Here is a 22,729-nt window from a genome sequence, read left to right as displayed (position 1 = left end):
GCACCGTGTCTGCCCCGGAGGTGGTGTCCATGCCCAGCCTGCTCCGCCGGTCCGAGCCGATCGCCCCGGGCGAGCGGCAGGTCGAGGCTGACGTGGTCGCCGAGGCGCTGCGCCCGGTGTCGTCGTTCTGCGAGGTGGTGGACGCGCACCTCACCGACGTCATCGAGCAGACCGGCGAGGCGGCCGAGTCCATCGTCCAGCAGCTGATCAAGGTCGACGCGCTGGCCGAGGTGATGTCCGGCGACGTCGCCTCGCTGGCCGGCACCCTCGGCCGCACCCAGACCGAGCTGGGCCGGGTGACCGGCGCCAACGACCAGCTGGTGGACCGGCTGATCCGGTATTTCCTGTACCGCGACGAGCAGATCCACCGGCTGGTCGAGGAGATGCGCGGGCTCAAGCAGCACGTGAAGCAGATCGAGGAGGTCAGCCGGGCCACCAACATCCTCGCGCTGAACGCGATGATCGAGGCGGTCCGGGCCGGCGACGCCGGTGAGGGCTTCTCGGTGGTCGCCGACGAGGTGCGTAAGCTGGCCGACCGATCCCGCCGGGCGGCCACCGACATCGGCAGCAACATCGCCGACCTGACCACCCGGCTGGACGCGGCGCTCTCCGACGACAGCCAGTTCGACAAGGACAACGGCCAGGCCGAGCCGACCATCGACACCGCGATGACCCGGCGTCTCGCGGGCGTCGCGAACGCGCAGCGGGAGATGTCCGAGATGGTGTCCGGCATCCTGCAGGACACCATGCAGGCGGCCCGGCAGGTGGAGGCGAGCTCGGCGGCGCTGACGTCCGAAACCACCGGTGCGGTGGGTCACGTGCAGTTCCAGGACATCAGCCGGCAGATGCTCGAGCACGTGGCGGAGGCGGTGGGAGACGTGCGCCGCCAGACCGAGGACGTGATCGCGTACGCGGACGGCGAGATGCCCGCCGAGCAGGTGCGGGACCGCGCCATCCGGATCGAGGATCTGCGGGCCAAGCACGTGATGGGCCGGCAGCGGGCCACCCACGCGGTGAGCACCGGCGACCAGGCCGAGGCCGACGCCACGCCGACGATCGAACTCTTCTGACCGGGAGACGTGATGACTCCGAGCAACGAGTACGTGCAGGCCCGCCCCACCGAGGACGAGTCACTCAGCGCGCTCGCCGAACTCGTCGGCAGGCGGATGGCCGAGGGCCTCTGGGACCTGTCGGCCCGTGAGCTCGGCCTGAACCGGCCCGTCACCGACAGCGCCGACCTGCGCCGGATGGCCGAGCACATGATGACCATGGGTGACCTCATGCGGGTGGCCGGCCGCTCGACCAAGGTCCGGGTGATCACGTACGAGGCGCTGAGCCGGACGGTGGCGTCGTGATCGCATCGGTGACCGACTACCTTCCGGCGATCCGGCGGGTGGACCGGCTGGTCGACCTGGCCCGGCTCGGCCTGGACCGGGAGGCCGAACGCGGTTATCTGCGCGACATCGTGGACAGCGTGGCCGACCACCTGGACACCCCGTTCGTGGTGATCGACGTGCTGCTCAACGATGCCCAGCTGTTCCTGGCCGGCCGCGGCCCGATCCCGGACTTCATCGCCGAGGCCGGCGGCACCCCGCTGGAGTGGGCGTTCTGCCAGCCGCTGGTCACCGACCGGCAGCCGCGCGTCGTCGAGGACCTCAGCACCGACCCGGTGTTCCGGGACAACCCGCTGGTCGCGGTCGGCGGGGTGCGGGCGTACGCGGGCGCGCCGCTGATCTCGCGCACCGGTCAGGTGCTGGGCGGCATCTGCGGGCTGGACGTCCGGCCCCGCCCGTTCGTGGCCGCCGAGGTCGACTTTCTGGCCCAGATGGCCACCGAGACCGTGGCGCGGCTGGAGCAGTACGCCGAGGGGTAGGTGGGCAGCCGGCCGATGCCGGTGCAAGTATGGGGGGTCGATCGGAGAACCCCGTCGTGAAAAAGCAGCCGATCCTGATCACCGATGCCGCCCGCAGCCAGGACGAACAGTTCCGCAGCCGGCAGCTCCGGTACGTGTCGATGATGGGTCTGCGGGCCGCCTGCCTGATCGCCGGCGCCATCCTGATCAGTGTCCGGCCACCGCTGCTGGGCCTCTGGCTGGCCCTTTGCGCGGCCGGCATGGTCCTGCTGCCCTGGGCCGCCGTGCTGATCGCCAACGACCGCCCGGCCCGATCCAAGGCCGAACGCGCCGCCGCGGCCGCCGAGCAGGAGCGCGCCCGGCCGGTGCTCACCCAACACTCCGCCGAGCAGGTGGAATACCTGACCATCGACGTCGAGCCGACGGACGACGGCGAGCGCTGGGCACCGGCCGAGCCCGAACCGGACCGCAAACCGCGCTGACCGCCGCAGCGTCAGCCTGGGCTGGGACGGCCGCCGATTCTGGTGATGGCCTCGGCGCCCAGAGCGGCGCCGGCGGTGAGCGCCTCGACCGGGCCGGCGCCACCGCACCAGGCCGCGAGCAGGCCGGCCGCGAAGGCGTCGCCGGCGCCGGTCGTGTCCTCGACGGGCACGCTGGCGCCCGGCACCGACCAGGACTTTCCGCTCATTTCCCGCCAGACCGCTCCGGCCGCGCCCCGCTTCACCACCGCGTTGGCCACGTGACCGGTGAGCCGGGCCGCCTGCTCGGCCGCCAGGCCCGGACCGGCCAGCACCTCGGCCTCGTCGGCGTTCGCCAGTAGCAGGTCCGCCCCGCGTACCCACGCCAGGAAAGCCTCCGCACCCACTGAGCGCAACGGCGCCGCCGAGGCCGCGTCGACGCTCGTGGTGAGGCCGTGCTCGGCCGCGGCCGACAGGGCCGCGAGGCCGGCCCGCCGGGACCCCTCGTGCAGCAGCGGGTAGCCGGAAAGATGCAGGTGCTGCGCCTGGCTCGCGGCGATCGCGGCCACCACGTCCGCCGGATCGAGCAGCGCGGACGCACCCCGGTCGGTGATCATCGTGCGCTCGGCGGGGCCGGCCAGCACCACCACGCTGCCGGTCACCGCGCCCGGATGGGCCCGCACCGCGCAGCGCACCCCGGCCGCGGCCAGTTCGGCCACCCGCTCCTGGCCGGCCACGTCGTCGCCCACCGCGGCCACCAGCGTGACCGGACGACCGGCCCGGACCAGCCAGGCGGCCGTGTTCGCGGCCTGGCCGCCGCCGGACACCGTGATCGCGGCGGCCGTGTCCGACCCGAACGCGATCGGCCGGTCGTGCGTCACCAGCACGTCGGTGACCAGGTCGCCGACGACGATCACGCGGGTACGGAGAAGCCCAGCGGAACCGCGGCGGGGCTCGCCGACGCCACCGCGATCTGCGCCGCCAGCGCCGCGTTGCGCAGGATGATCCGGACGTTCACCGCGAGGCTCTGCCCCTGGGTGGTCTCGTGGAAGTGGGCCAGCAGGAACGGCGTGACCGCCTTGCCGGTGATCTTGCCGCGGGCCAGCAGCGCGAGGCCCTCGCCCAGGGTGCGGTCGTGCACCGCCGGGTCGAGTTGCTCGTCGAGCGGCAGCGGGTTGGCCAGGATCAGCGCGCCGGCCCCGACGCCGTGGTCGGCCCGGGCCCGGATCACGTCGGCCACCTGGGCCGGCGAGTCGAGTTCCCAGTCCAGGTCGAAGCCGCCGTCGGTGACGAAGAAGCCGGGAAAGCGCCGGGTGCGGTAGCCGGCCACCGCGACCCCCAGGGTCTCCAGTCGCTCCAGCGTGGCGCCCACGTCCAGGATCGACTTGACGCCGGCGCAGACCACGACGACCGGGGTGTGCGCCAGCGTGGTGAGGTCGGCCGACTCGTCGAAGGTGACGTTGGCCTCCCGGTGCACGCCGCCCAGGCCGCCGGTGGCGAACACGCCGATCTCGGCGGCGGCCGCGACCGCGCTGGTGGCGGCGACCGTGGTGGCACCGTCGGCGCGCCGGGCGGCGGCCACCGCGAGATCGCGCACGCTCAGCTTGGCCACCCCGTCGGCCAGCGCCAGGTGCTCGATCTGACCGTCGTCGAGGCCCACCATGAGCTCGCCGCCGATCATGCCGATGGTGGCCGGCACGGCGCCGTTGTCGCGGACGGTCTGCTCGATCTCCCGGGCTACCCGCAGGTTGTCGGGGTGCGGCAGACCGTGCGAGATGATCGTGCTCTCCAGCGCGACCACCGGGCGGCCGTCCCGGCGGGCACGGGTCACGTGCTCGCCGTAGCGAATAGCGAAGTCAGTCACGACTCTCACGGTACGGCGCGGTGCGCTCGAGCCGCCGTTGGACCGCTCCGGCGTGAGGTGTCAGACTTGCTGGTTGGAGCATGCATACCGTCCAGCCGCGCTTGGGGGCGCCGGCGGGATGACCCCGTAAACCGAAGGGCAGATGCCGTGAGCACGCAGATTCTCGAGCGTCCGGAGACCAAGGACGCCGATACCGGACCGGAGATGTTCCACTACGTGCGTAAAGAGAAGATCGCCGAGAGTGCCGTCATGGGCACCTTCGTGGTCGCGCTGTGCGGCGAGAAATTCCCGGTGACCAAGACGCCCAAGCCCGGCTCCCCGGTCTGCCCGCAGTGCAAGGAGATCTACGAGGCGATGTCCCACTAGCGCGGCCCGGGGCTGACGGAACTGGCTATGCTGGTTGGCGCCTCCGGTGACGGAGGCGCTTTCGTGTGGTGGACGTTTCACCTGTGGCCAGTGAAGGGATCATCCGAGTTTTGAGCCCGCCCCTGCCGGACCTGGATACCTTCCCGTCGCTTCGTGCCTGGCAGCGCAGAGCCCTGGTGGAATACCTGCGGCGGCGCAGCGAGGACTTCATGGCGGTGGCCACTCCGGGCGCCGGCAAGACCACGTTCGCCCTGCGGATCGCGGCCGAACTGCTCGCCGACGGCACGGTCGAGGCGGTCACCGTGGTGTGTCCCACCGAGCACCTCAAGACCCAGTGGGCGTCCGCCGCGGCCCGGGTCGGCATCCAGCTCGACCACGCGTTCCGCAACGCCGACGTGCACTCATCCCGCGACTTCCACGGCGCCGTGCTCACGTATGCCCAGGTCGGCATGGCCCCGGCCGTGCACCGGCGGCGCACCATGACCCGCCGCACGTTCGTGATCCTCGACGAGATCCACCACGCCGGCGACTCGCGCAGCTGGGGTGACGGGGTCAAGGCCGCCTTCGAGCCCGCCGTACGCCGCCTCATGCTCACCGGCACGCCGTTCCGCTCCGACGACAACCCGATCCCGTTCGTGACGTACGAGCGGGGCCAGGACGGCCTGCAGAAGTCCCGCTCCGACTCCACGTACGGCTACGCGGACGCGCTCCGTGACGGCGTCGTGCGGCCGGTGCTGTTCATGGCCTACTCGGGCGAGACCCGGTGGCGCACCAGCGCCGGCGACGAGCTGGCCGCCAAGCTCGGCGAGCCGATGACCAAGGACCTGGTCGCCCAGGCCTGGCGCACCGCGCTCGACCACCGCGGCGACTGGATGCCGCAGGTGCTGCGGGCCGCCGACGCCCGGCTGTCCCGGCTGCGCGAGCACGGCATGACCGACGCCGGCGGCCTGGTGATCGCGAGCGACCAGCAGACCGCCCGGGCGTATGCGAAACTCCTGCACGAGGTCGCCGGAGAGCCCGCCGTGGTGGTCCTCTCCGACGACGAGGGCGCCTCCGGCCGGATCGCCACTTTCGCCGCCTCCGAGCAGCGCTGGATGGTCGCCGTGCGGATGGTCTCCGAGGGCGTGGACATCCCGCGGCTGGCCGTCGGCGTGTACGCGACCAGCGCCTCCACCCCGCTCTACTTCGCCCAGGCGATCGGCCGCTTCGTGCGGGCCCGGCGCACCGGCGAGACCGCCACCGTGTTCCTGCCGAGCGTGCCGCACCTCCTCGGGCTGGCCACCGAGATGGAAGCGCAGCGCGACCACATCCTCGGCGCGCCCAAGGAGAAGGACGGCCTCGACGACGACCTGCTGGAACGCGCGCAGCGGGCGGAGGACGCCGAGGGCGACCTGGAGAAGCGGTTCGAGGCGCTGTCCGCCACCGCCGAGCTCGACCAGGTGATCTACGACGGCACGTCGTTCGGCACCGGCGCCCGCACCGGCACGCCCGAGGAGGAGGAGTACCTCGGCATCCCCGGGCTGCTCACCCCCGACCAGGTGGTGGTCATGCTGAACAAGCGCCAGGAGGACCAGCTGGCGGCCCAGAAACGGCGCAGGACGGCCGAACCGGTGCCGGCCCAGCGCGACCCCGTCCCGGTGCCGATGAGCGCGGGGGAGCGGCGTAACAGCCTGCGGCGCCAGCTCAACACGCTGGTGGCCGCGCACCACCACCGCACCAACCTGCCGCACGGCAAGATCCATGCCGAGTTGCGCCGGCTCTGCGGCGGCCCGCCCAGCGCCCAGGCCACGATCGAGCAGCTCGAGGAGCGGATCGCCACCATACAGACGCTGTGACACCCGGACGGGTGACCGGCGGTGAGATGTGAAGAAGGGCGCCCCACACCGGGCGCCCTTCCTATCACGTCTTCACCGGGGGATCTGGGGAGAATCTAGTTGGAGTTAGACATCATGTCCGCGCCGCGCCAGCTGAAGTCCGGGTCCGCCGCATACTGAACCGCGATCTTTACCAGGTCTTCGGCGTACCGGTTGGCGTGGTGTCCGCAGAACACCAGCTCACCTCCACCAGCCAGGGTCAAACGGAGCTTTCCGGCTGCATTGCAGCGGTCGCACCGTTCATCGGCTGCTGGGCCGGCCACGCTTCCCGCCGGCGGCGTGAGGGTCGGGGTCATCGCCTTCCTCCTCTGTTCGTCACCGATGAACATGTTCCTCGGCTACTGCTCACATCGTGCAACACCCTGCACCGTTGCAGCCTTCCCACGGTGCCCCGGCGGGACCGAGGTCACACGTGTTCCGGCTAGTGTGCCGTGAAACAAGGGTGCCACGTCAACGATCACTTCTGCACCACGGCCCGACCACCACCCGACGATGTACGGGTGGTGATCAAACGGGCACGTTGTGTTGACCGAATGTCCAGTTCCTGTCTCAGGCCAGCCTGTCTTGGCCCGGCCTGTCTTAGCCCGGCCTGTCCCTAGTCCAGGTAGTCGCGCAGGACCTGGGAGCGCGACGGGTGCCGCAGCTTGGACATCGTCTTGGACTCGATCTGCCGGATCCGCTCGCGGGTGACCCCGTACACCTGGCCGATCTCGTCCAGCGTACGCGGCTGGCCGTCGGTCAGGCCGAAACGCAGACGGACGACGCCGGCCTCGCGCTCGGAGAGGGTCTGCAGCACCTGCTGGAGCTGGTCCTGGAGCAGCGAGAAGGATACCGCGTCGACCGCGACGACCGCCTCCGAGTCCTCGATGAAGTCACCCAGCTGGCTGTCACCCTCGTCGCCGATGGTCTGGTCGAGCGAGATCGGCTCCCGGGCGTACTGCTGGATCTCGAGGACCTTCTCCGGGGTGATGTCCATCTCCTTGGCCAGCTCCTCCGGGGTGGGCTCACGGCCCAGGTCCTGGAGCAGCTCGCGCTGGATGCGGCCGAGCTTGTTGATCACTTCGACCATGTGCACCGGTATGCGGATGGTGCGGGCCTGGTCGGCCATGGCGCGGGTGATGGCCTGGCGGATCCACCAGGTGGCGTACGTGGAGAATTTGTAGCCCTTGGTGTAGTCGAACTTTTCCACCGCGCGGATGAGGCCGAGGTTGCCTTCCTGGATCAGGTCGAGGAAGGCCATGCCGCGGCCGGTGTACCGCTTGGCCAGCGAGACCACCAGTCGCAGGTTGGCCTCGAGCAGGTGGTTCTTGGCCCGCTCGCCGTCCCGGCCGATCCAGCGCAGGTCACGCTCCATGGTGCGTTCGAGCTTTTCCTCGCCCTCCTCGCAGGCGCGCAGGCGCTCGGCCGCGTACAGGCCGGCCTCGATCCGCTTGGCGAGTTCGACCTCCTGCTCGGCATTGAGCAGGGGGACCTTGCCGATCTGCTTGAGGTAGGCGCGGACGGAGTCGGCCGAGGCGGTCAGCTCGGCGTCCCGGCGGGCCTGCTTGAGCGCCTCGGACTCCTCGTCGTCCCACTCGAAGTCGCCGTCGGTGGCCGAACTGGCGGCGTCGGCCGTGGCGGCCTCGACCATGGCGGCCGGTTCCTCGACGACGACGTCCTCGATCTCGGCGGCCAGTTGCTCGGGGTCGATCTCCTCGCCGTCCTCGGGAGCCTCCTCGCCGGGGGCGGCAGCCTTGGCCGGAGACGCCTTCTTGGCGGCGGGTGCGGCCTTGGCGGCGGCCTTTCTGGCGGGTGCGGCCTTTTTGGCGGCTGCGGTCCCCGGCGTTGCCTCGGCGGCCGCAGCCGCGGGCGCGGCGGGCGCACCGGCGGCGGGCTGCTTGGGCGCCGCCTTCTTGGCGGCCGGGGTGGCCTTGGCGGTGGTGGCCTTGGAAGCGGGGGTCACGGCGCGAGCCGCGGCCACCTTGCGGCGGGTGCTCGCCGAGCCGTCGACGACCACGGTGATTCCGGCGTCCACGAGGCCACGCAGAATCTTCTTGGCCTGGGCCGAGTTCACCTCGGCGGACTCCAGGGTCCGCGCGACCTCGGCCGACGTGAGCTGCCCGCCCGCGCCCTGCGCATGGGCGATCAGGGCCTCGGTGAGGGAACGAACGTCGGCACCGTTCTGGTGGGCTTCTGTCACGAATGACCTTCCGGAGGCGATGAGGTTGTGTGCGGCCATGAGCCCAGCGCAGCGCACGGCGAGGAGGCTGGCCGGTGTGGTGTGGGGACCCCCGGGACGCGGACGATCGGTGGATCTGATGTCCGCGAAGCGGTGGGCAGGGGTGAATTGTAGCGCCGTCCAGCGAGATCCTCCCGCCGCAGCACGCCGCAGGGGGTCGCCGACCTCACCGGAGAACCTCGGCGGGATGATGGTAACGGCGGAAAGGGCGGACACGTGAACCAGATTCGGACCGGATCGACGGTCGACGAGTTGCTGGCTGTCGCGGTGCCGGTCGCGCGCGCCGCGGCCGGGACGGCGCGCCGCATGCGGGCGGAGGCGATCACCGACGTCGAGACCAAGAGCACCCGCACCGACGTGGTGACCGAGGCGGACCGCGCGGTCGAGCGGCAGGTGGTCGAGGCGCTGCGCGCGGCGCGGCCGGGCGACGGCGTGTTCGGCGAGGAGTACGGCGACTCCGCCATGCCGGAGCCGGGCGCGGTGCGCTGGGTCCTCGACCCGATCGACGGCACGGTCAACTACCTGTACGGGCTGCCGCAGTACGCGGTCTCGCTGGCCGCCGAGGTGGACGGCGCGGTGCTGGCCGGCGTGGTGATCAACGCGGCCACCGGCGAGGAGTGGACCGCGACCCGAGGCGGCGGCGCCTGGCGGGACGGCCGGCGGCTGCGGTGCTCGGGCCAGACCGAACTGGCCGAGGCGCTGGTCGGCACCGGCTTCGCATACCGGGCCGAGCGCCGGGCCCACCAGGGCGCCGTGCTGGCCGGCCTGATCACCCAGGTGCGTGACATCCGGCGGTTCGGCTCGGCCGCGCTCGACCTCTGCTCGGTCGCCGAGGGCGCGCTGGACGCGTTCTACGAGAAGGGGCTCAACCCGTGGGACCACGCGGCCGGCGGCCTGATCGCGGCCGAGGCCGGCGCCACGGTGGCCGGCCTGCACGGTGCGCCGGCGGGTGCCGACCTGGTGGTGGCCGCGCCGGCCGGGCTGTTTCCGGCCCTGCACGCCGTGCTGGCCGGGCTGGACGCGGCCGGCGGCGCCTGAGCCCCTACGAGGCCGCGTCGGCGTCCTTCTTGGCCGGCTTGAGGCAGGCGCCCGGCGGCAGGGTCGGCTCGCCGACCTCGACCAGCGACTGGTTGACCTCGGTGGTGGTGGCGAGCTGCCGGAACTGGCTGCCGATGATGATGTCGATGAGCGCGCCCTTGCGCTTGGGGTTGTATGCCATCTTCGACTGGGCCAGGAAGTACGCCCGGAGCAACTGGGCCTTGCCGACGGCGTCCGGGCCGTACCGGATCTCGGCGACGCCCTTGAACTTCGTCTTGCTCTCGCCCGGCTTCTGCACGGTGAACCGGCGGTTCTTGAATTCGTTGGTCACGCCCTCCGCCAGCCCGGCGGTATTGGTGCCGTTGTACACCTTGATGGTGACCTCGGCCGGATCGTCGGGAAGAGTAACGTCGGCCAGAGGGGCGCCGGCCGGGCAGTCCTCACCGTTTACCGCGCCACCCTGGGTGTCCTGCACCAGGGCGGTGATCACGAACACCATCGCGGCCACGGCCAGCACGCCGACGACGACGAGCGCTCGGACGCGCGCAAAACTCATGGGGCTGGCTCCAGGATCGGGTGGGGGTGACCCGCCGGTGGCGAACGGGACCTGTCGAGAGGTTAGCGTCTGTCCGCCAAGCATGCTGAAACAGGGAATCGTTCCGGCGCGGCGACGATGATCCAGACACTTGTGCCCCTACCTTGATGTCGCCTCGGTCACATCGGGAACAATGGGCCGCCAGTACGCGTACAAGCCTGCCGCCACGGCGGTAAGGTTCCGCGCTCGCCGGGGCAGTTTCAGTGTCGGAAATCGTCTAGCAGAACCGGGAACCGAAACCTCGTCACCGGCGTTACTAACGCCAAGTGACACATCGATACAGGAGAGTGAAAACCGATGGCCACCGACTACGACGCCCCGCGTCGCGATGAGGTCGACCTCGGCGAGGACAGCCTCGAGGAGCTCAAGGCCCGTCGCGCCGACTCGCAGTCGGGCTCAGTGGACGTCGACGAGGTCGAGGTGGCGGAGAGCTTCGAGCTGCCCGGCGCCGACCTGGCCGACGAGGAACTGACCGTCAAGGTGCTGCCGATGCAGTCCGACGAGTTCCGTTGCGCCCGCTGCTTCCTCGTACACCACCGCAGCCAGCTGGCCGTGGAGCGGAACGGGGACCTGATCTGCCGCGAGTGTGCCTGACGGCCACCCGCGCGCAGCGCGTCAACCTACCCGGCCGCAGCGTGGCGGTCGGGCGTGCAGCCGGTCCCTAGTTTGGAGAGGGCCGGAGACGGGGCATGACACATGCAGCCGATGCGAAGCACGACGGGAGGACGAGGGTGAGCCACCCGGACCGCACCACCGACCCGGACCGCGCCACAGACCCGGACCGCGCCACAGACATCGGGCCGGGCGCAGAGGTCGAGCCGGCCGACGCCGGGCTGGGCCGCACCGTGGCCGAGCTGACCTCCGACAACCTCGAGCCGGCCAGCCGCCGTGAGCTGCTCGGCCGCCTGGTCGGCGACATCCGCCGGCGCGGGCTCGGCCAGCTGTTCCGGCCCAAGGCGGCGTTGCGCTGGATGGCCGACGTGGTCACCGAGGTTTCGCCGCACGTGCCGGTCCGCGACCGGGCCACGCTGCACCGGCACTTCCCGGGCCTGACCGACGACGACCTGGCCGAGCGCCTGATCCGCAACGCCGCGCGCAGCACCGCCGGGATCGGTGCGGTGGGCGGCGGGGTGGCCGCGGTCGAGTGGGTCGCCACGCCCAGCCTGCTCTCCATGCCGGTGCTGCTGGCCGCCGAGACCGTGGCCGTGGTCGCGATCGAGCTCAAGCTGGTCGGCGAGTTGCACGAGGTGTACGGCCGCCCGGTGTCCGGCGCCCCGGCCCACCGGGCCATCTGGCTGTTGCAGGCCTGGTCGCAGCAGCGCGGCATCAACCCGCTGCTGCCCGGCGTCGGCGTGGCCACCGTGCTGGGTACGGCCGCCCGCCGCGACCTGCAGAGGAGCCTGCTGCGCCGGTTCGGCCGCAGTCTGAGCACGCTGGGCCCGATGCTGACCGGTGCCGCGGTGGCCGGTTATCTCAACCGGCGGGCCACCCGCGCCCTCGGCGAGCAGCTGACCAAGGACCTCCGCCGTAACCCGGCCAAGGTCATCGAGTCGGCCCAGGACAGGCCCTAGGGGCGCTGGGCGTCGCGGGCCGCGAGCAGGGCGGTGGCCAGCTCGACCGGGCGCCGGGTGCTGACCACCCAGTACGGGGTGGGGTCGGCCGGGTCGTCCAGCAGGACCTGCACGGCCGGGCCGATCCACGGCCGCTGGATCACGAAGGCGAGCGGGTGTGCGCCCACGCCGAGCGCCTCCCGTTTGCCGTCGGCGTCGAGCGCGATCACGTCGGCGACCACGGTGACCGGCAGCCGGGCGTCGTCGACCTGGAACTCCGCGGCGGTCACCGCCACCCGGATCCGCCCGATCCAGAGCAGGGCGGCCACCGTGAGCGGGGCCAGGACCAGCAGCACCAGCCAGGCCGGCACGCCGTTGAACGCGAGCAGCACCTCGAAGCCCAGGATCAGGGCGAGCAGCACGCCGCCCAGCCAGCCCCACCAGGACAGCCGGAGCCGTTCGAGATAGGCGGCCGGCGCGGCGGTGCGTGCGGGGGACTGCGGTGTCACCCTGGAAGGGTACGGCGCGCCTCCATGGCCGGGCACGGCAGGATGGCAGGGTGAGTGCTCGCCCTCCCCGCTCGATCGAAGAACCCTCAGCATGAAGGACGCTCAGCCTTGACCGACGTTGTGATCCCGATCCGCCGGCTGGACCCCGACCTGCCGCTGCCCGAGTACGCGCATCCCGGTGACGCCGGCGCCGACCTGGTCGCCGCCGAGGAGGTCGAGCTGGCCCCCGGTCACCGGGCCAAGGTCCGCACCGGCATCGCGGTGGCGATCCCGGAGGGCTACGTGGGCCTGGTGCATCCACGCTCCGGACTCGCGGCACGCCTCGGTGTGACGGTCCTCAACGCGCCCGGTACGGTCGACGCCGGCTACCGCGGCGAAATCATGGTGATCCTCGTCAATCACGACCCGGCGAACACCGTCAAGATCTCCCGCGGGGACCGCATCGCCCAGCTGGTCGTGCAGCGGGTCGAGCGGGCGGCGTTCGAGGTGGTCGACTCGCTCGACGACACGGCACGCGGCGCCGGCGGGCACGGGTCGACCGGTGGCCACCAGGCGCTGGAAATCTAACGGAAGGTGGCAGTGATGTTCTCCCGCAAGCGCGGCGGTCCCAAGCACGTTCGTGCGGCCGACGCACCACCGTCCGAGGCCCTCGCCAACAGCCTCGCGGCCGACGGCGAGCCTCCGGTGCCCGAGCAGGGCCCGTGGGACGTCAAGCACGCTCCCGAGGGCGTGCAGCGGCTCGACCTCGGCAGCCTCCAGATCCCCGCGGTCGAGGGCGTCGAGGTCCGGGTGCAGGCCAACCCGGACGGCGGCGTCGAGCAGATCGTGCTGGTCGACGGCGAGAGCGCGCTGCAACTCGGCGTGTTCGCGGCGCCGCGCAGCGAGGGCATCTGGAACGAGGTCCGCGAGGAGATCGCCGGGGCGATGACCGCCGACGGGGTCACGCCGCGTGAGATCCAGGGCCCGTACGGCGTCGAGCTGACCGCCCGGGTCAACACCCCGGACGGGCCGGCCGACGTGCGGTTCGTCGGGGTGGACGGGCCGCGCTGGATGGTCCGGGCACTCTTTCAGGGCGCGGCCGCGGCCGACCGGAACCGCGAGGGCGCGCTCGGCGTGGTGCTGTCCGGTCTCGTGGTGGTCCGCGACGACGAGGCCCGGCCGGTCCGCGAAGCGCTGCCGCTGCGGCTGCCCAAGGAGATGACCGAGCAGGCGCAGGAGGGCGAGCACGAGCACGACGGCCCGGCCCAGCCCGGCGCCAACGGCCGCGCACCCATTTAGCCGCCGGTGACGGAGGTCACCGGTGGCCGTTCCGGCGTACCGTGTAGGGACGGCACATGCCCACACTGTGCCGTCCATCCCCGGCGGGCGTGAGGAGAGGTCATGACGACCGATGAGCGCACCGGCCTGCGCAAATTCCTCGACCGGCTGACCGCAACCGACTCCGAGCTCGACGCGCGCGAACTCCAGCGGGAGAGCGCCGAGTGCGGCGCCGTGCCGGCCGGTGAGTGTCACCGCGGTCAGGTCGTCTCGGTGTCGGGCCGGCTGCGCACGGTGGCGTACACTCCTCGGACCAACCTGCCGACGCTGGAGGCCGACCTCTACGACGGCAGCGACGTGGTGACCCTCGTGTTCCTGGGCCGCCGCTCCATCGCCGGCATCGAACCGGGCCGGCAGCTCACCGCGCGTGGCCGGATCGCGATCCGGGACGACCGTAAGGTGATCTACAACCCGTACTACGAGCTGGAGGCGCCCCGGTGAGTGGCAGCGAGCCGCGTCACGCCGCGCACGAAACCGTGGAGGAGCGGCTCGCCGAGGAGGTCGTCGAGGAGCTCGACCTCCACCCGGTTGCCGAGCGCGAGGACGACGACGAACCCTTCCCGTCGATGAGCGAGCAGATCGCCGAGCAGTTGGGCGGCGTCCGCGGGCTCGTCGAGTCCAGCCTCCCGGTGCTGGCGTTCGTGCTGTTCAACGTCCTGCTCGGCGAGTCGGTCATCGGCCTCGACAAGCGCACCGCGCTGTACTGGGCGATCGGCGGGGCGGTGTTCTCGGCGCTGGCCATCGGTGCGTTCCGGCTGGCCCGCCGGCAGCCGGTGCGGCACGCGGTCAACGGCCTGTTCGGCATCGCGGTGGGCGCGTTCCTGGCCTGGCGCACCGGCAACGCCGAGGACTTCTACCTGCCCGGCATCCTGCTGACCTTCGGCCAGGCCGCGGTGCTGCTGCTCTCCGTGGTGGTGCGCAAACCCCTGATCGGGTACGCGTGGGGGATCATGGCCAACAAGGGCCACCAGGACTGGCACGACAACGCCCGGCTGTTCCGCACCTTCCAGTGGCTCACCCTGCTCTGGGTCGCGTCGCTCAGCCTGCGGGCCGGCATCCAGTACTACCTGTGGGCGCTCGGCGAGGCGAACGCGCTCGGCATCGTGCGCATCCTGATCAGCTGGCCGATCTACGCCGCCACGTTCGCGTTCACCGCCTGGGCCATCCACCGGGTGACCTCGGCACAGAAGGAAGACGTCGACGAGGCCGAGGCGGCCCCGGCGGCCTAGCCCAGCCCAGGCCCTAGCCCAGCTCGCGGCTCTCGCTGCCGAGCACCACGGCCCGGATCTGGTCCTCCACCTCGGCGATGCAGACGAAGATCAGCTCGTCGCCGGACTCCAGCGTGTCGTCCGGGGTCGGCACCAGCACCCGCTTGCCGCGCAGGATCGCCACCAGCGCCGCATCCCGGGGCAGCGGCACGTTGCGCACCGGTTTGCCCTCGTAGGGGGCCTCCTTGGGCAGGGTGATCTCGACCAGGTTGGCCTCGCCCTGCCGGAAGGTCATGAGCCGGACCAGGTCGCCGACCGTGACCGCCTCCTCGACCAGGGCGGCCATCAGGCGCGGCTTGCTGACCGAGACGTCCACGCCCCACTGCTCGGTGAACAGCCACTCGTTCTCCGCCCGGTTGACCCTGGCCACCACCCGGGGCACCGCGAACTCGGTCTTGGCCAGCAGCGAGACCACCAGGTTGGCCTTGTCGTCGCCGGTGGCGGCCACCACCACGTCGCAGCCGGCCACGTCGGCCTCCTCAAGGCTGCTCAGCTCGCAGGCGTCGGCCAGCACCCACTCGGCCTCGGGCACCCGGTCGGGCTGCAACTGGCGGGGCTGGCGCTCGATCAGCATGACCCGGTGGCCGTTACCGATCAGTTCCTGGGCGATCGACCGGCCCACGTTGCCGGCCCCGGCGATGGCGATCCGCATGATCAGCGTCCCTCCTTGTGAGCCAGCGAGCCGATGTCCAGGACGGCCTGCACCGTCTCGTCGGTGACCAGCATGAAGACTTGGTCGCCGTCCTGCAGCACGGTGGACGGGGTGCCCAGCGTGCCCATGCCGAAGCGCATCAGGTAGGCCACCCGGGCGCCGCTCTGCTCCTCGAGCGTCTTGACGGTGCGGCCCACCCAGTCCCGGTGCAGCGGCACCTCGACGATGGAGATGACGCTGGTCGGGTCGCGGAACACCTCGACCCGGCCCTCCGGCACCAGGTGCCGGACCATCCGGTCGGCGGCCCACCGGATGGTAGCCACCGTGGGGATGCCGAGCCGCTCGTAGACCTGGGCCCGGCGGGCGTCGTAGATGCGGGCCACCACCCGGGAAACGCCGAACGTCTCGCGGGCCAGCCGGGCCGAGATGATGTTGGAGTTGTCGCCGCTGGAGACGGCCGCGAACGCGTCGGCCCGCTCGATGCCGGCGGTCCGCAGCACGTCCCGGTCGAAGCCGATGCCGGTCACCGTGGTGCCGTTGAAGTCGGCGCCGAGCCGGCGGAAGGCGTCCGAGTTCTGGTCGATGACCGCGACCGAGTGACCCCGGCCGTCGAGGTTGTGCGCGAGCGTGGAACCGAGGCGGCCACACCCCATGATCACGATGTGCACGGTACGCACCCTCCCCGGTCGGTCCTCACCTGAGAGAGGGTGTCACGAGCCCGCGACGAACGGCGCCCGGGGCGGCATACGCGGTCAACCTCCCGCCCGTACGCTTGGCACTCGTGGCAAGACCCACCTCCCTCGCCAAGCGGTTGCTGCTCGGCCGGCCGTTCCGCTCCGACAAGCTGCAGCACACGCTGCTGCCCAAGCGGATCGCGCTGCCGGTGTTCGCCAGCGACGCGCTGTCGAGCGTCGCGTACGCGCCGGACGAGATCCTGCTGACCCTCTCGATCGCCGGCGCGACCGCGTACCTGTACTCGCCCTGGGTCGCGCTGGCCGTGGCCGTGGTGATGATCACGGTGGTGGCCAGCTACCGGCAGACCGTGCACGCCTACCCGTCCGGCGGCGGCGACTACGAGGTGGCCACGGTCAACCTCGGTCCCCGGGCGGGGCTCGGGGTGGCCAGCGCGCTGCTGGTCGACTACATCCTCACGGTCGCCGTGTCGACCGCGGCCGGCGTCAACAACCTCGGCTCGGTCATCCCGTTCGTCGACACCCACAAGGTCCCCTTCGCGATCGGCGCCATCGCCCTGCTCACCGCGCTCAACCTGCGCGGCATGCGGGAGTCCGGCACCGCGTTCGCCGTTCCGACCTACCTGTTCGTCGTCGTGATCGTGGGCATGGTCGGCACCGGGCTGTTCCGCGAGTACGCCCTCGGCCACGACCTCCGGGCGCCCAGCGCCGACCTGCAGATCGTCGCCGAGCACGGGCACCTGAGCAGCCTCGCGTTCGCCTATCTGCTGTTGCGGACGTTCTCGTCGGGCTGCGCGGCGCTCACCGGTGTCGAGGCCATCTCGAACGGCGTACCCGCGTTCAAGCCGCCCAAGAGCCGCAACGCCGCCACCACGCTGATGCTGCTCGGCGGGATCGCGATCTTCATGCTGATCGGCATCGTCCTGCTGGCGAAGGCCACCCATCTCCAGTACGTCGAGGACCCGCTCACCCAGATCGTGTCCGGCCCGCCCGGCTACGAGCAGAAGACGGTCACCACCCAGCTCGGCGAGACGGTCTTCGGCTCCGGATCGATCATGCTGTACGTGGTCGGCGCGGTCACCGCCCTGATCCTGTTCCTGGCCGCCAACACCGCGTTCAACGGCTTCCCGGTGCTCGGCTCGATCCTGGCCCAGGACCGCTACCTGCCCCGCCAGCTGCACACCCGCGGCGACCGGCTGGCCTTCTCGAACGGCATCGTCTTTCTCGCGGTGGCCGCGTCGGTGCTGGTGGTGGCGTTCCAGGCGGAGACCACCCGGCTGATCCAGCTCTACATCGTGGGCGTGTTCGTGTCGTTCACGCTGTCCCAGGCCGGGATGATCCGGCACTGGAACCGGCTGCTGCGGATCCAGCGCGACCCGGAACGGCGCCGCCGGATGGTCCGGTCCCGGGCGATCAACGCGTTCGGGATGGGCCTGACCGGCGCCGTGCTGATCGTGGTGCTGATCACCAAGTTCACCCACGGCGCCTGGATCGCGATCGCCGCCATGGTGGTCATCTACGTGACCATGCTGGGCATCCACAAGCACTACACCCGGGTGGCGGCCGAGCTGGCGCCCACCGACGAGCGCCCGGTGCTGCCCAGCCGCAACCACGCCGTGGTGCTGGTCAGCAAGGTGCACCTGCCCACCCTGCGTGCGGTGGCGTACGCGCAGGCCACCCGCCCGGACTCGCTCACCGCGGTCACCGTGAACGTGGACGACAAGGACACCCGGCAGATCCAGGAGGAGTGGGAGCGCCGGCAGATTCCGGTTCCGCTCACCGTGGTCGACTCGCCGTACCGGGAGATCAGCCGCCCGATCATCGACTTCGTGAAGGGCATGCGCCGCAGTTCGCCGCGGGACGTGGTGTCGGTGTTCGTGCCCGAGTACGTGGTCGGCCGCTGGTGGGAGAATCTGCTGCACAACCAGAGCGCGCTGCGGATCAAGGGCCGGCTGTTGTTCGAGCCGGGCGTGATGGTGACCAGCGTGCCGTGGCAGTTGCGCTCCAGCCAGGACCGCGACCTGGACCGCCTGGACCGGGGCCTGATCCGGGCGCCGGCCCGCGGCCCCCGGACCCGCTCCGGCGACGACATCCCCTCCGAATCCGAGGACACCCGCACGTGACGAAGTTCTCCGCCGACCCCGCTTCTGCCGATCCCGCGCTCGACCTGGTCGAGGGCGACCGCGTCGAGCTCACCGTGGGTGCGCCCGCGCATGGCGGGCACTGCGTGGCCCGGCTGGACGGCCGGGTCTTCTTCGTCCGGCACGCGCTGCCCGGCGAGCGGGTCACCGCCGAGATCACCGAGCGTCACAAGGCCTACCTGCGAGCCGACGCCGTGGAGATCCACGAGGCCGCGCCGGACCGGGTGACGCCGCCCTGCCCGTACGCCCATCCGGGTGGGTGTGGCGGCTGTGACCTGCAGCACGCCTCGGCCGAGGCCCAGCTGCGCTGGAAGACCGCGGTGGTTGCGGAGCAGCTGGAGCGTCTCGCCAAGATCAATTTCCCGGTACGGGTGGAGGCCCTGCCCCCGGGCGAGCTGCTCGGGTGGCGCAGCCGGGTGCGGTACGCGGTGGACGCCACCGGCCGGGCCGGGCTGCTCCAGCACCGGTCGCACCAGGTGGTGCCGGTCGACCGCTGCCGGATCGCGCACCCGGCCGTCCAGGAGCTCGACCTGCTGGCCCGGGACTGGCCGGACGCGGACGCCGTGGAGGTGGTCGCCTCGACCGGCGGCGACGTCGCCGTGCTGGCCCGTCCGGCCGGCGCCGGCGCGCTGCCCACCGACGACCCGGCCGACACCGTCGCGGGCGGGCGGGTCCGGCTGGCTGGGCCGCACGAGGTGGCCGAGGTCGCCGCCGGGCGGCGCTGGCACCTGGCCCCGGAGAATTTCTGGCAGGTGCACCCGGCCGCCGCCGAGACGCTCACCTCGACCGTGCTGGAACTGCTCCGCCCCGCCGAGGGTGAGACGTGCTGGGACCTGTACGGCGGGGCCGGGCTGTTCGCGGCGGCGGTAGCCGTTCGGACCGGCGCCCGCACCACCGTGGTCGAGTCGTCGCCGACCGGCGCCGCCGCGGCCCGGGCCAACCTCGCCGACCTGCCCGCGGTCGAGGTGGTCGAGGCACGGGTCGAGGTCGCCCTGAGCCGGCGCCGCCCGGACCGCGGTGACCTGGCCGGTCCGGTCGACCTCGTGGTGCTCGACCCGCCGCGAGCCGGCGCCGGCGCCCGCGTGGTCCGTGGGATCGCTGCCGCCGGCCCGCGTGCCGTGGCCTATGTGGCCTGCGACCCGGCCGCGCTGGCCCGGGACCTGGCCACCTTCCGCTCACTGGGCTGGGAGCTGCGCGACCTGCGGGCGTACGACTGCTTCCCGATGACCCAGCACGTCGAATGCGTGGCGCTGCTAACGCGCTGACGCCCGCTCGGCGGCCTCGATCACGTTGCGGAACAGCATCGCGACCGTGGTCGGGCCGACGCCGCCGACCCGCGGGGTGATGGCGCCGGCCACCTCGGCGCACGCCTCGTCGACGTCCGGCAGCAGGCGGCGGCCCTCGTACCGGACCCCGGCGCCGATCACCACGGCACCCGGCCGTACGTGCTCGGGCCGGACGATGCCGGGCACACCGGCCGCGGCCACCAGGATGTCGGCGCGCCGGGTGTAGCGGTCCCAGTCCGGCACGCCGGTGTGCACCACCGTGACGGCCGCGTTGGCGGTCGGCCGCTTCTGCGCCAGCAGCATGGCCAGCGGGCGGCCCAGCGTGGCGCCGCGACCCAGGATGACCACCTCGCGGCCGGCGACCGGGATCTCGTGGTGGGCCAGCAGCGCCTCGATGCCGGCCGGCGTGCAGGGCAGCGGGCCGGGCAGGCCGACCGCGAGCCGGCCCATGTTCAGCGGGTGCATGCCGTCGACGTCCTTGTCCGGGTCGAGCGTCTGCAGTGCCGCGTCGTAGTCGAGGTGGCCGGGGATCGGGTACTGGATCAGGACGCCGTGCACGGCCGGGTCGTCGTTGAACTCGGCGATGGTGGCCAGCAGTTCGGCCTGCGTGGTGCTCGCCGGCAGATGCCGGTGCGGCGAGGCGAAGCCCAGCTCGGCGGCCTGCTGCTGCTTGATCCGGATGTATCCGGCGCTGGCGTCGTCGTCGCCGACCAGCAGGGTGGCGAGGCTGGGCCGGACGCCGCCCTCGACCAGCTTGGCGGCGCGGGCGCGGACGTCGGCCAGCACGGCCTCGGCGACGGGTTTGCCGGGCAGCAGGCGGGCGGTGCCGGCGGTGGGCGTCTCGTTGGGCATGAGGCTCCTCCGCACGGGGCCCAGGCGGTCGACTCCCGTGACAGGCTCCCCGATGGTTGACCCATCCCTGTGCCGCCAGTCGCGTTCGGCATCCAGCTTGCCATGTGCGGCACATCACGCCCGTCCCCGGGTCGGGTGATGTGCAGGTTGTGTGTAGGACCCGGCTGTGACCGTTCGCGCCAGATGCGTACGCGCCGCGCGCCGATAGACTTGCGGCCCATGAGCGATGCCCTCCCCGGCTCGGCCGGACTGCTGGCGAGCGTGACCTCCCCCGGTGACCTCAAGCGGCTGTCCGCCGAGCAGCTGACCCTGCTGGCCGCCGAGATCCGTGACTTCCTGGTGGCCAAGGTGTCCCGCACCGGCGGGCATCTCGGACCCAACCTGGGCGTCGTCGAGACCACCCTGGCCCTGCACCGGGTGTTCGACTCGCCGCGCGACCGGCTGCTGTTCGACACCGGACACCAGGCGTACGTGCACAAGATCGTCACCGGCCGGCAGGACGGCTTCGACCTGCTGCGCCAGCGCGGCGGCCTGACCGGCTACCCGAGCCGGGCCGAGAGCGAGCACGACTTCATCGAGAACTCGCACGCCTCCACCGCGCTGTCCTACGCCGACGGCATGGCCAAGGCGTTCGCGCTGCGCGGCGAGGAGCGGCACGTGGTGGCCGTGGTCGGCGACGGCGCGCTCACCGGCGGCATGTGCTGGGAGGCGCTCAACAACATCGCGGCCACCCGCAACCGGCTGGTCATCGTGGTCAACGACAACGGCCGCTCGTACGCGCCGACCATCGGCGGCCTCGCCGACCACCTCACCACGCTGCGCCTCAACCCGGGCTACGAGCGGGTGCTCGACCTGGTCAAGGACGCGCTCGGCTCGACGCCCGTGGTGGGCAAGCCGGTCTACGAGGTGCTGCACGCGGTCAAGAAGGGCATCAAGGACGCGGTCAGCCCGCAGCCGATGTTCGAGGACCTGGGCCTGAAATACCTGGGCCCGATCGACGGCCACGACGTGCAGGCCATGGAGTCGGCGCTGCGCCGGGCCAAGGGCTTCAACGCGCCGGTGATCGTGCACGCGGTGACCCGCAAGGGTTACGGCTACCGGCCCGCCGAGGAGGACGAGGCCGACTGCCTGCACGGCCCGAGCAGCGCGTTCGACGTCGAGACCGGCAAGCTGCTGGCCGCGCCGGCCCTGAAGTGGACCGCGGTCTTCGCCGACGAACTGGTGCAGATCGCCGACGAGCGGCCGGATGTGGTGGGCCTCACCGCCGCGATGGCCGAGCCGACCGGCATCGCCAAGCTGGCCCGCAAGTACCCGGAGCGGGTCTTCGACGTGGGTATCGCCGAGCAGCACGCGGCGACCAGCGCGGCCGGCCTCGCGATGGGCGGCCTGCACCCGGTGGTCGCGGTCTACGCCACGTTCCTCAACCGGGCGTTCGACCAGGTGCTGCTCGACGTCGCGATGCACGAGCTGCCGGTCACCTTCGTGCTGGACCGGGCCGGCATCACCGGGCCGGACGGGCCGAGCCACTACGGCATCTGGGACATGAGCGTGTTCGGCGTGGTGCCGGGCCTGCGCATCGCCGCCCCGCGGGACGCCGCCACGCTGCGCGAGGAACTGCGCGAGGCGATCGCGGTCGACGACGGGCCGACCGTGCTGCGCTTCCCGACCGGCGCCGTACCGGGTGACCTGCCGGCGTTGCGCCGGGTCGGCCAGGTCGACGTGCTGCGCGAGGACGACCGCAAGGACGTGCTGCTGGTCGCGGTGGGCTCGTTCGGCAAGCTCGGCCTCGAGGTGGCCGACCGGCTGGCCGAGCAGGGCTACGGGGTGACCGTGGTCGACCCGCGCTGGGTGCGCCCGGTGCCGATCGAGCTGACCGGGCTGGCCGGCCAGCACCGCCTGGTGGTCACGGTCGAGGACGGCGTACGCGCCGGCGGCGTGGGCGATGCGGTGGCCGCGGCGCTGCGGGACGCCGGGGTCGAGGTGCCGCTGCGCGATTTCGGGGTGCCGGCCGGGTTCCATCCGCACGGCAGCCGGGCCGAGATCCTGGCCGCGCTGGGGCTCACCGCGCAGGACATCGCGCGGGAGGTCACCGAGTGGGTGTCCGGCCTGGAGGAACCACTCTCCAAAAAGGCGTATGTGCCATAAAGGCTCACGAACTGGGCTCCGCAAGGGCGGCATCGTTATCTGGTCGTTACCT

The 22,729-nt window shown here is 71.9% G+C and carries 25 protein-coding genes and 1 riboswitch; of the genes, 16 read left to right on the top strand and 9 right to left on the bottom strand.

Annotated features, from left to right (window positions below; all coding sequences use genetic code 11):
- The first annotated feature begins 29 nt into the window (after positions 1-29).
- Genes Ari01nite_RS04640 through Ari01nite_RS04625 form a run of 4 tightly spaced genes read left to right on the top strand, consistent with a single transcriptional unit; the run spans position 30 to position 2,334 of the window.
- Positions 30-1,070 carry a methyl-accepting chemotaxis protein gene (locus tag Ari01nite_RS04640; protein ID WP_203779658.1) on the top strand — a complete coding sequence of 347 codons (1,041 nt, stop codon included), beginning with the start codon at positions 30-32 and terminating at the stop codon, positions 1,068-1,070.
- Between the two features lie 12 nt (positions 1,071-1,082).
- Positions 1,083-1,355 (top strand): hypothetical protein, encoded by a 273-nt coding sequence (locus Ari01nite_RS04635; RefSeq protein WP_203779656.1) that lies wholly within the window; start codon positions 1,083-1,085, stop codon positions 1,353-1,355.
- Complete coding sequence (locus tag Ari01nite_RS04630) at positions 1,352-1,873, top strand: GAF domain-containing protein (protein ID WP_239162473.1); 522 nt, start codon at positions 1,352-1,354, stop codon at positions 1,871-1,873. Before Ari01nite_RS04635 ends, Ari01nite_RS04630 begins: the two co-directional genes overlap by 4 nt.
- 29 nt (positions 1,874-1,902) lie before the next feature.
- Positions 1,903-2,334: a DUF3099 domain-containing protein gene (locus Ari01nite_RS04625; RefSeq protein ID WP_438872127.1), complete on the top strand. Its 432-nt coding sequence runs from the start codon at positions 1,903-1,905 to the stop codon at positions 2,332-2,334.
- 11 nt (positions 2,335-2,345) lie between these two features.
- Here the strand turns inward: Ari01nite_RS04625 and Ari01nite_RS04620 are convergent, their stop codons facing one another.
- The gene (locus tag Ari01nite_RS04620) at positions 2,346-3,227 is read right to left on the bottom strand and encodes a carbohydrate kinase family protein (RefSeq protein ID WP_203779654.1); all 882 of its coding nucleotides are present in this window, start codon (positions 3,225-3,227) and stop codon (positions 2,346-2,348) included.
- Entirely contained in the window at positions 3,224-4,174 is a 951-nt protein-coding gene (locus tag Ari01nite_RS04615; protein WP_203779653.1) for a pseudouridine-5'-phosphate glycosidase, read from the bottom strand. Before Ari01nite_RS04615 ends, Ari01nite_RS04620 begins: the two co-directional genes overlap by 4 nt.
- Positions 4,175-4,321: 147 nt before the next feature.
- On the opposite strand from Ari01nite_RS04615, the gene Ari01nite_RS04610 reads away from it, so the two are divergent.
- Positions 4,322-4,540 carry a DUF3039 domain-containing protein gene (locus Ari01nite_RS04610; protein ID WP_203779652.1) on the top strand — a complete coding sequence of 73 codons (219 nt, stop codon included), beginning with the start codon at positions 4,322-4,324 and terminating at the stop codon, positions 4,538-4,540.
- Positions 4,541-4,650: 110 nt separating this feature from the next.
- Complete coding sequence (locus tag Ari01nite_RS04605; RefSeq protein ID WP_203779651.1) at positions 4,651-6,375, top strand: DEAD/DEAH box helicase; 1,725 nt, start codon at positions 4,651-4,653, stop codon at positions 6,373-6,375.
- Positions 6,376-6,470: 95 nt separating this feature from the next.
- Here the strand turns inward: Ari01nite_RS04605 and Ari01nite_RS04600 are convergent, their stop codons facing one another.
- Positions 6,471-6,710 carry a DUF7455 domain-containing protein gene (locus Ari01nite_RS04600; protein WP_203780300.1) on the bottom strand — a complete coding sequence of 80 codons (240 nt, stop codon included), beginning with the start codon at positions 6,708-6,710 and terminating at the stop codon, positions 6,471-6,473.
- A 299-nt stretch (positions 6,711-7,009) separates the two neighbouring features.
- Positions 7,010-8,632: an RNA polymerase sigma factor gene (locus Ari01nite_RS04595; RefSeq protein ID WP_438872126.1), complete on the bottom strand. Its 1,623-nt coding sequence runs from the start codon at positions 8,630-8,632 to the stop codon at positions 7,010-7,012.
- 225 nt (positions 8,633-8,857) lie between these two features.
- On the opposite strand from Ari01nite_RS04595, the gene Ari01nite_RS04590 reads away from it, so the two are divergent.
- A complete protein-coding gene (locus Ari01nite_RS04590) occupies positions 8,858-9,670 on the top strand; it encodes an inositol monophosphatase family protein (protein ID WP_438872144.1) in 813 nt (270 codons plus the stop codon).
- Between the two features lie 4 nt (positions 9,671-9,674).
- Here the strand turns inward: Ari01nite_RS04590 and Ari01nite_RS04585 are convergent, their stop codons facing one another.
- Positions 9,675-10,226, bottom strand: coding sequence for a LytR C-terminal domain-containing protein (locus Ari01nite_RS04585; protein WP_203779649.1), 552 nt, complete (start codon positions 10,224-10,226; stop codon positions 9,675-9,677).
- A 336-nt stretch (positions 10,227-10,562) separates the two neighbouring features.
- On the opposite strand from Ari01nite_RS04585, the gene Ari01nite_RS04580 reads away from it, so the two are divergent.
- Positions 10,563-10,859, top strand: a complete 297-nt coding sequence (locus Ari01nite_RS04580) for a DUF4193 domain-containing protein (RefSeq protein ID WP_203779647.1) — start codon at positions 10,563-10,565, stop codon at positions 10,857-10,859.
- A 137-nt stretch (positions 10,860-10,996) separates the two neighbouring features.
- On the top strand, positions 10,997-11,836 hold the full coding sequence (locus Ari01nite_RS04575) for a hypothetical protein (RefSeq protein WP_438872125.1): 840 nt from the start codon (positions 10,997-10,999) through the stop codon (positions 11,834-11,836).
- On the opposite strand, the gene Ari01nite_RS04570 is transcribed toward Ari01nite_RS04575, so the two are convergent.
- The gene (locus Ari01nite_RS04570; protein WP_239162471.1) at positions 11,833-12,324 is read right to left on the bottom strand and encodes a DUF3093 domain-containing protein; all 492 of its coding nucleotides are present in this window, start codon (positions 12,322-12,324) and stop codon (positions 11,833-11,835) included. The genes Ari01nite_RS04575 and Ari01nite_RS04570 overlap by 4 nt on opposite strands.
- A 108-nt stretch (positions 12,325-12,432) precedes the next feature.
- Here Ari01nite_RS04570 and dut point away from each other — a divergent pair, with 108 nt between their 5' ends.
- From dut to Ari01nite_RS04550, 4 genes are all read left to right on the top strand, one after another.
- On the top strand, positions 12,433-12,891 hold the full coding sequence (dut, locus tag Ari01nite_RS04565; protein ID WP_203779643.1) for a dUTP diphosphatase: 459 nt from the start codon (positions 12,433-12,435) through the stop codon (positions 12,889-12,891).
- Between the two features lie 15 nt (positions 12,892-12,906).
- A complete protein-coding gene (locus Ari01nite_RS04560) occupies positions 12,907-13,602 on the top strand; it encodes a DUF3710 domain-containing protein (protein WP_203779641.1) in 696 nt (231 codons plus the stop codon).
- A gap of 102 nt (positions 13,603-13,704) precedes the next feature.
- Positions 13,705-14,082: an OB-fold nucleic acid binding domain-containing protein gene (locus Ari01nite_RS04555; protein ID WP_203779640.1), complete on the top strand. Its 378-nt coding sequence runs from the start codon at positions 13,705-13,707 to the stop codon at positions 14,080-14,082.
- A complete protein-coding gene (locus tag Ari01nite_RS04550) occupies positions 14,079-14,870 on the top strand; it encodes a DUF3159 domain-containing protein (protein ID WP_203779638.1) in 792 nt (263 codons plus the stop codon). The genes Ari01nite_RS04555 and Ari01nite_RS04550 overlap by 4 nt, the downstream gene beginning before the upstream one ends.
- A gap of 13 nt (positions 14,871-14,883) precedes the next feature.
- Here the strand turns inward: Ari01nite_RS04550 and Ari01nite_RS04545 are convergent, their stop codons facing one another.
- Together Ari01nite_RS04545 and Ari01nite_RS04540 are read right to left on the bottom strand one after the other, a co-directional pair.
- Positions 14,884-15,561 carry a potassium channel family protein gene (locus tag Ari01nite_RS04545; protein WP_203779636.1) on the bottom strand — a complete coding sequence of 226 codons (678 nt, stop codon included), beginning with the start codon at positions 15,559-15,561 and terminating at the stop codon, positions 14,884-14,886.
- 2 nt (positions 15,562-15,563) lie between these two features.
- Positions 15,564-16,229: a potassium channel family protein gene (locus Ari01nite_RS04540; RefSeq protein ID WP_203779634.1), complete on the bottom strand. Its 666-nt coding sequence runs from the start codon at positions 16,227-16,229 to the stop codon at positions 15,564-15,566.
- A 104-nt stretch (positions 16,230-16,333) separates the two neighbouring features.
- Here Ari01nite_RS04540 and Ari01nite_RS04535 point away from each other — a divergent pair, with 104 nt between their 5' ends.
- Complete coding sequence (locus Ari01nite_RS04535) at positions 16,334-18,376, top strand: APC family permease (protein WP_203779633.1); 2,043 nt, start codon at positions 16,334-16,336, stop codon at positions 18,374-18,376.
- On the top strand, positions 18,373-19,659 hold the full coding sequence (locus Ari01nite_RS04530) for a class I SAM-dependent RNA methyltransferase (RefSeq protein ID WP_203779631.1): 1,287 nt from the start codon (positions 18,373-18,375) through the stop codon (positions 19,657-19,659). Before Ari01nite_RS04535 ends, Ari01nite_RS04530 begins: the two co-directional genes overlap by 4 nt.
- On the opposite strand, the gene Ari01nite_RS04525 is transcribed toward Ari01nite_RS04530, so the two are convergent.
- Positions 19,648-20,532 (bottom strand): bifunctional 5,10-methylenetetrahydrofolate dehydrogenase/5,10-methenyltetrahydrofolate cyclohydrolase, encoded by an 885-nt coding sequence (locus Ari01nite_RS04525; RefSeq protein ID WP_203779630.1) that lies wholly within the window; start codon positions 20,530-20,532, stop codon positions 19,648-19,650. The genes Ari01nite_RS04530 and Ari01nite_RS04525 overlap by 12 nt on opposite strands.
- 11 nt (positions 20,533-20,543) lie before the next feature.
- A riboswitch (ZMP/ZTP riboswitch) is annotated at positions 20,544-20,625 on the bottom strand.
- Between the two features lie 126 nt (positions 20,626-20,751).
- Here Ari01nite_RS04525 and dxs point away from each other — a divergent pair.
- A complete protein-coding gene (dxs, locus tag Ari01nite_RS04520) occupies positions 20,752-22,677 on the top strand; it encodes a 1-deoxy-D-xylulose-5-phosphate synthase (RefSeq protein ID WP_203779628.1) in 1,926 nt (641 codons plus the stop codon).
- The last annotated feature ends 52 nt before the right edge of the window (positions 22,678-22,729 follow it).

The organism is Paractinoplanes rishiriensis (genome assembly GCF_016862375.1).
Lineage (GTDB): Bacteria > Actinomycetota > Actinomycetes > Mycobacteriales > Micromonosporaceae > Actinoplanes > Actinoplanes rishiriensis.
This window is presented reverse-complemented; position numbering and strand designations above follow the sequence as displayed.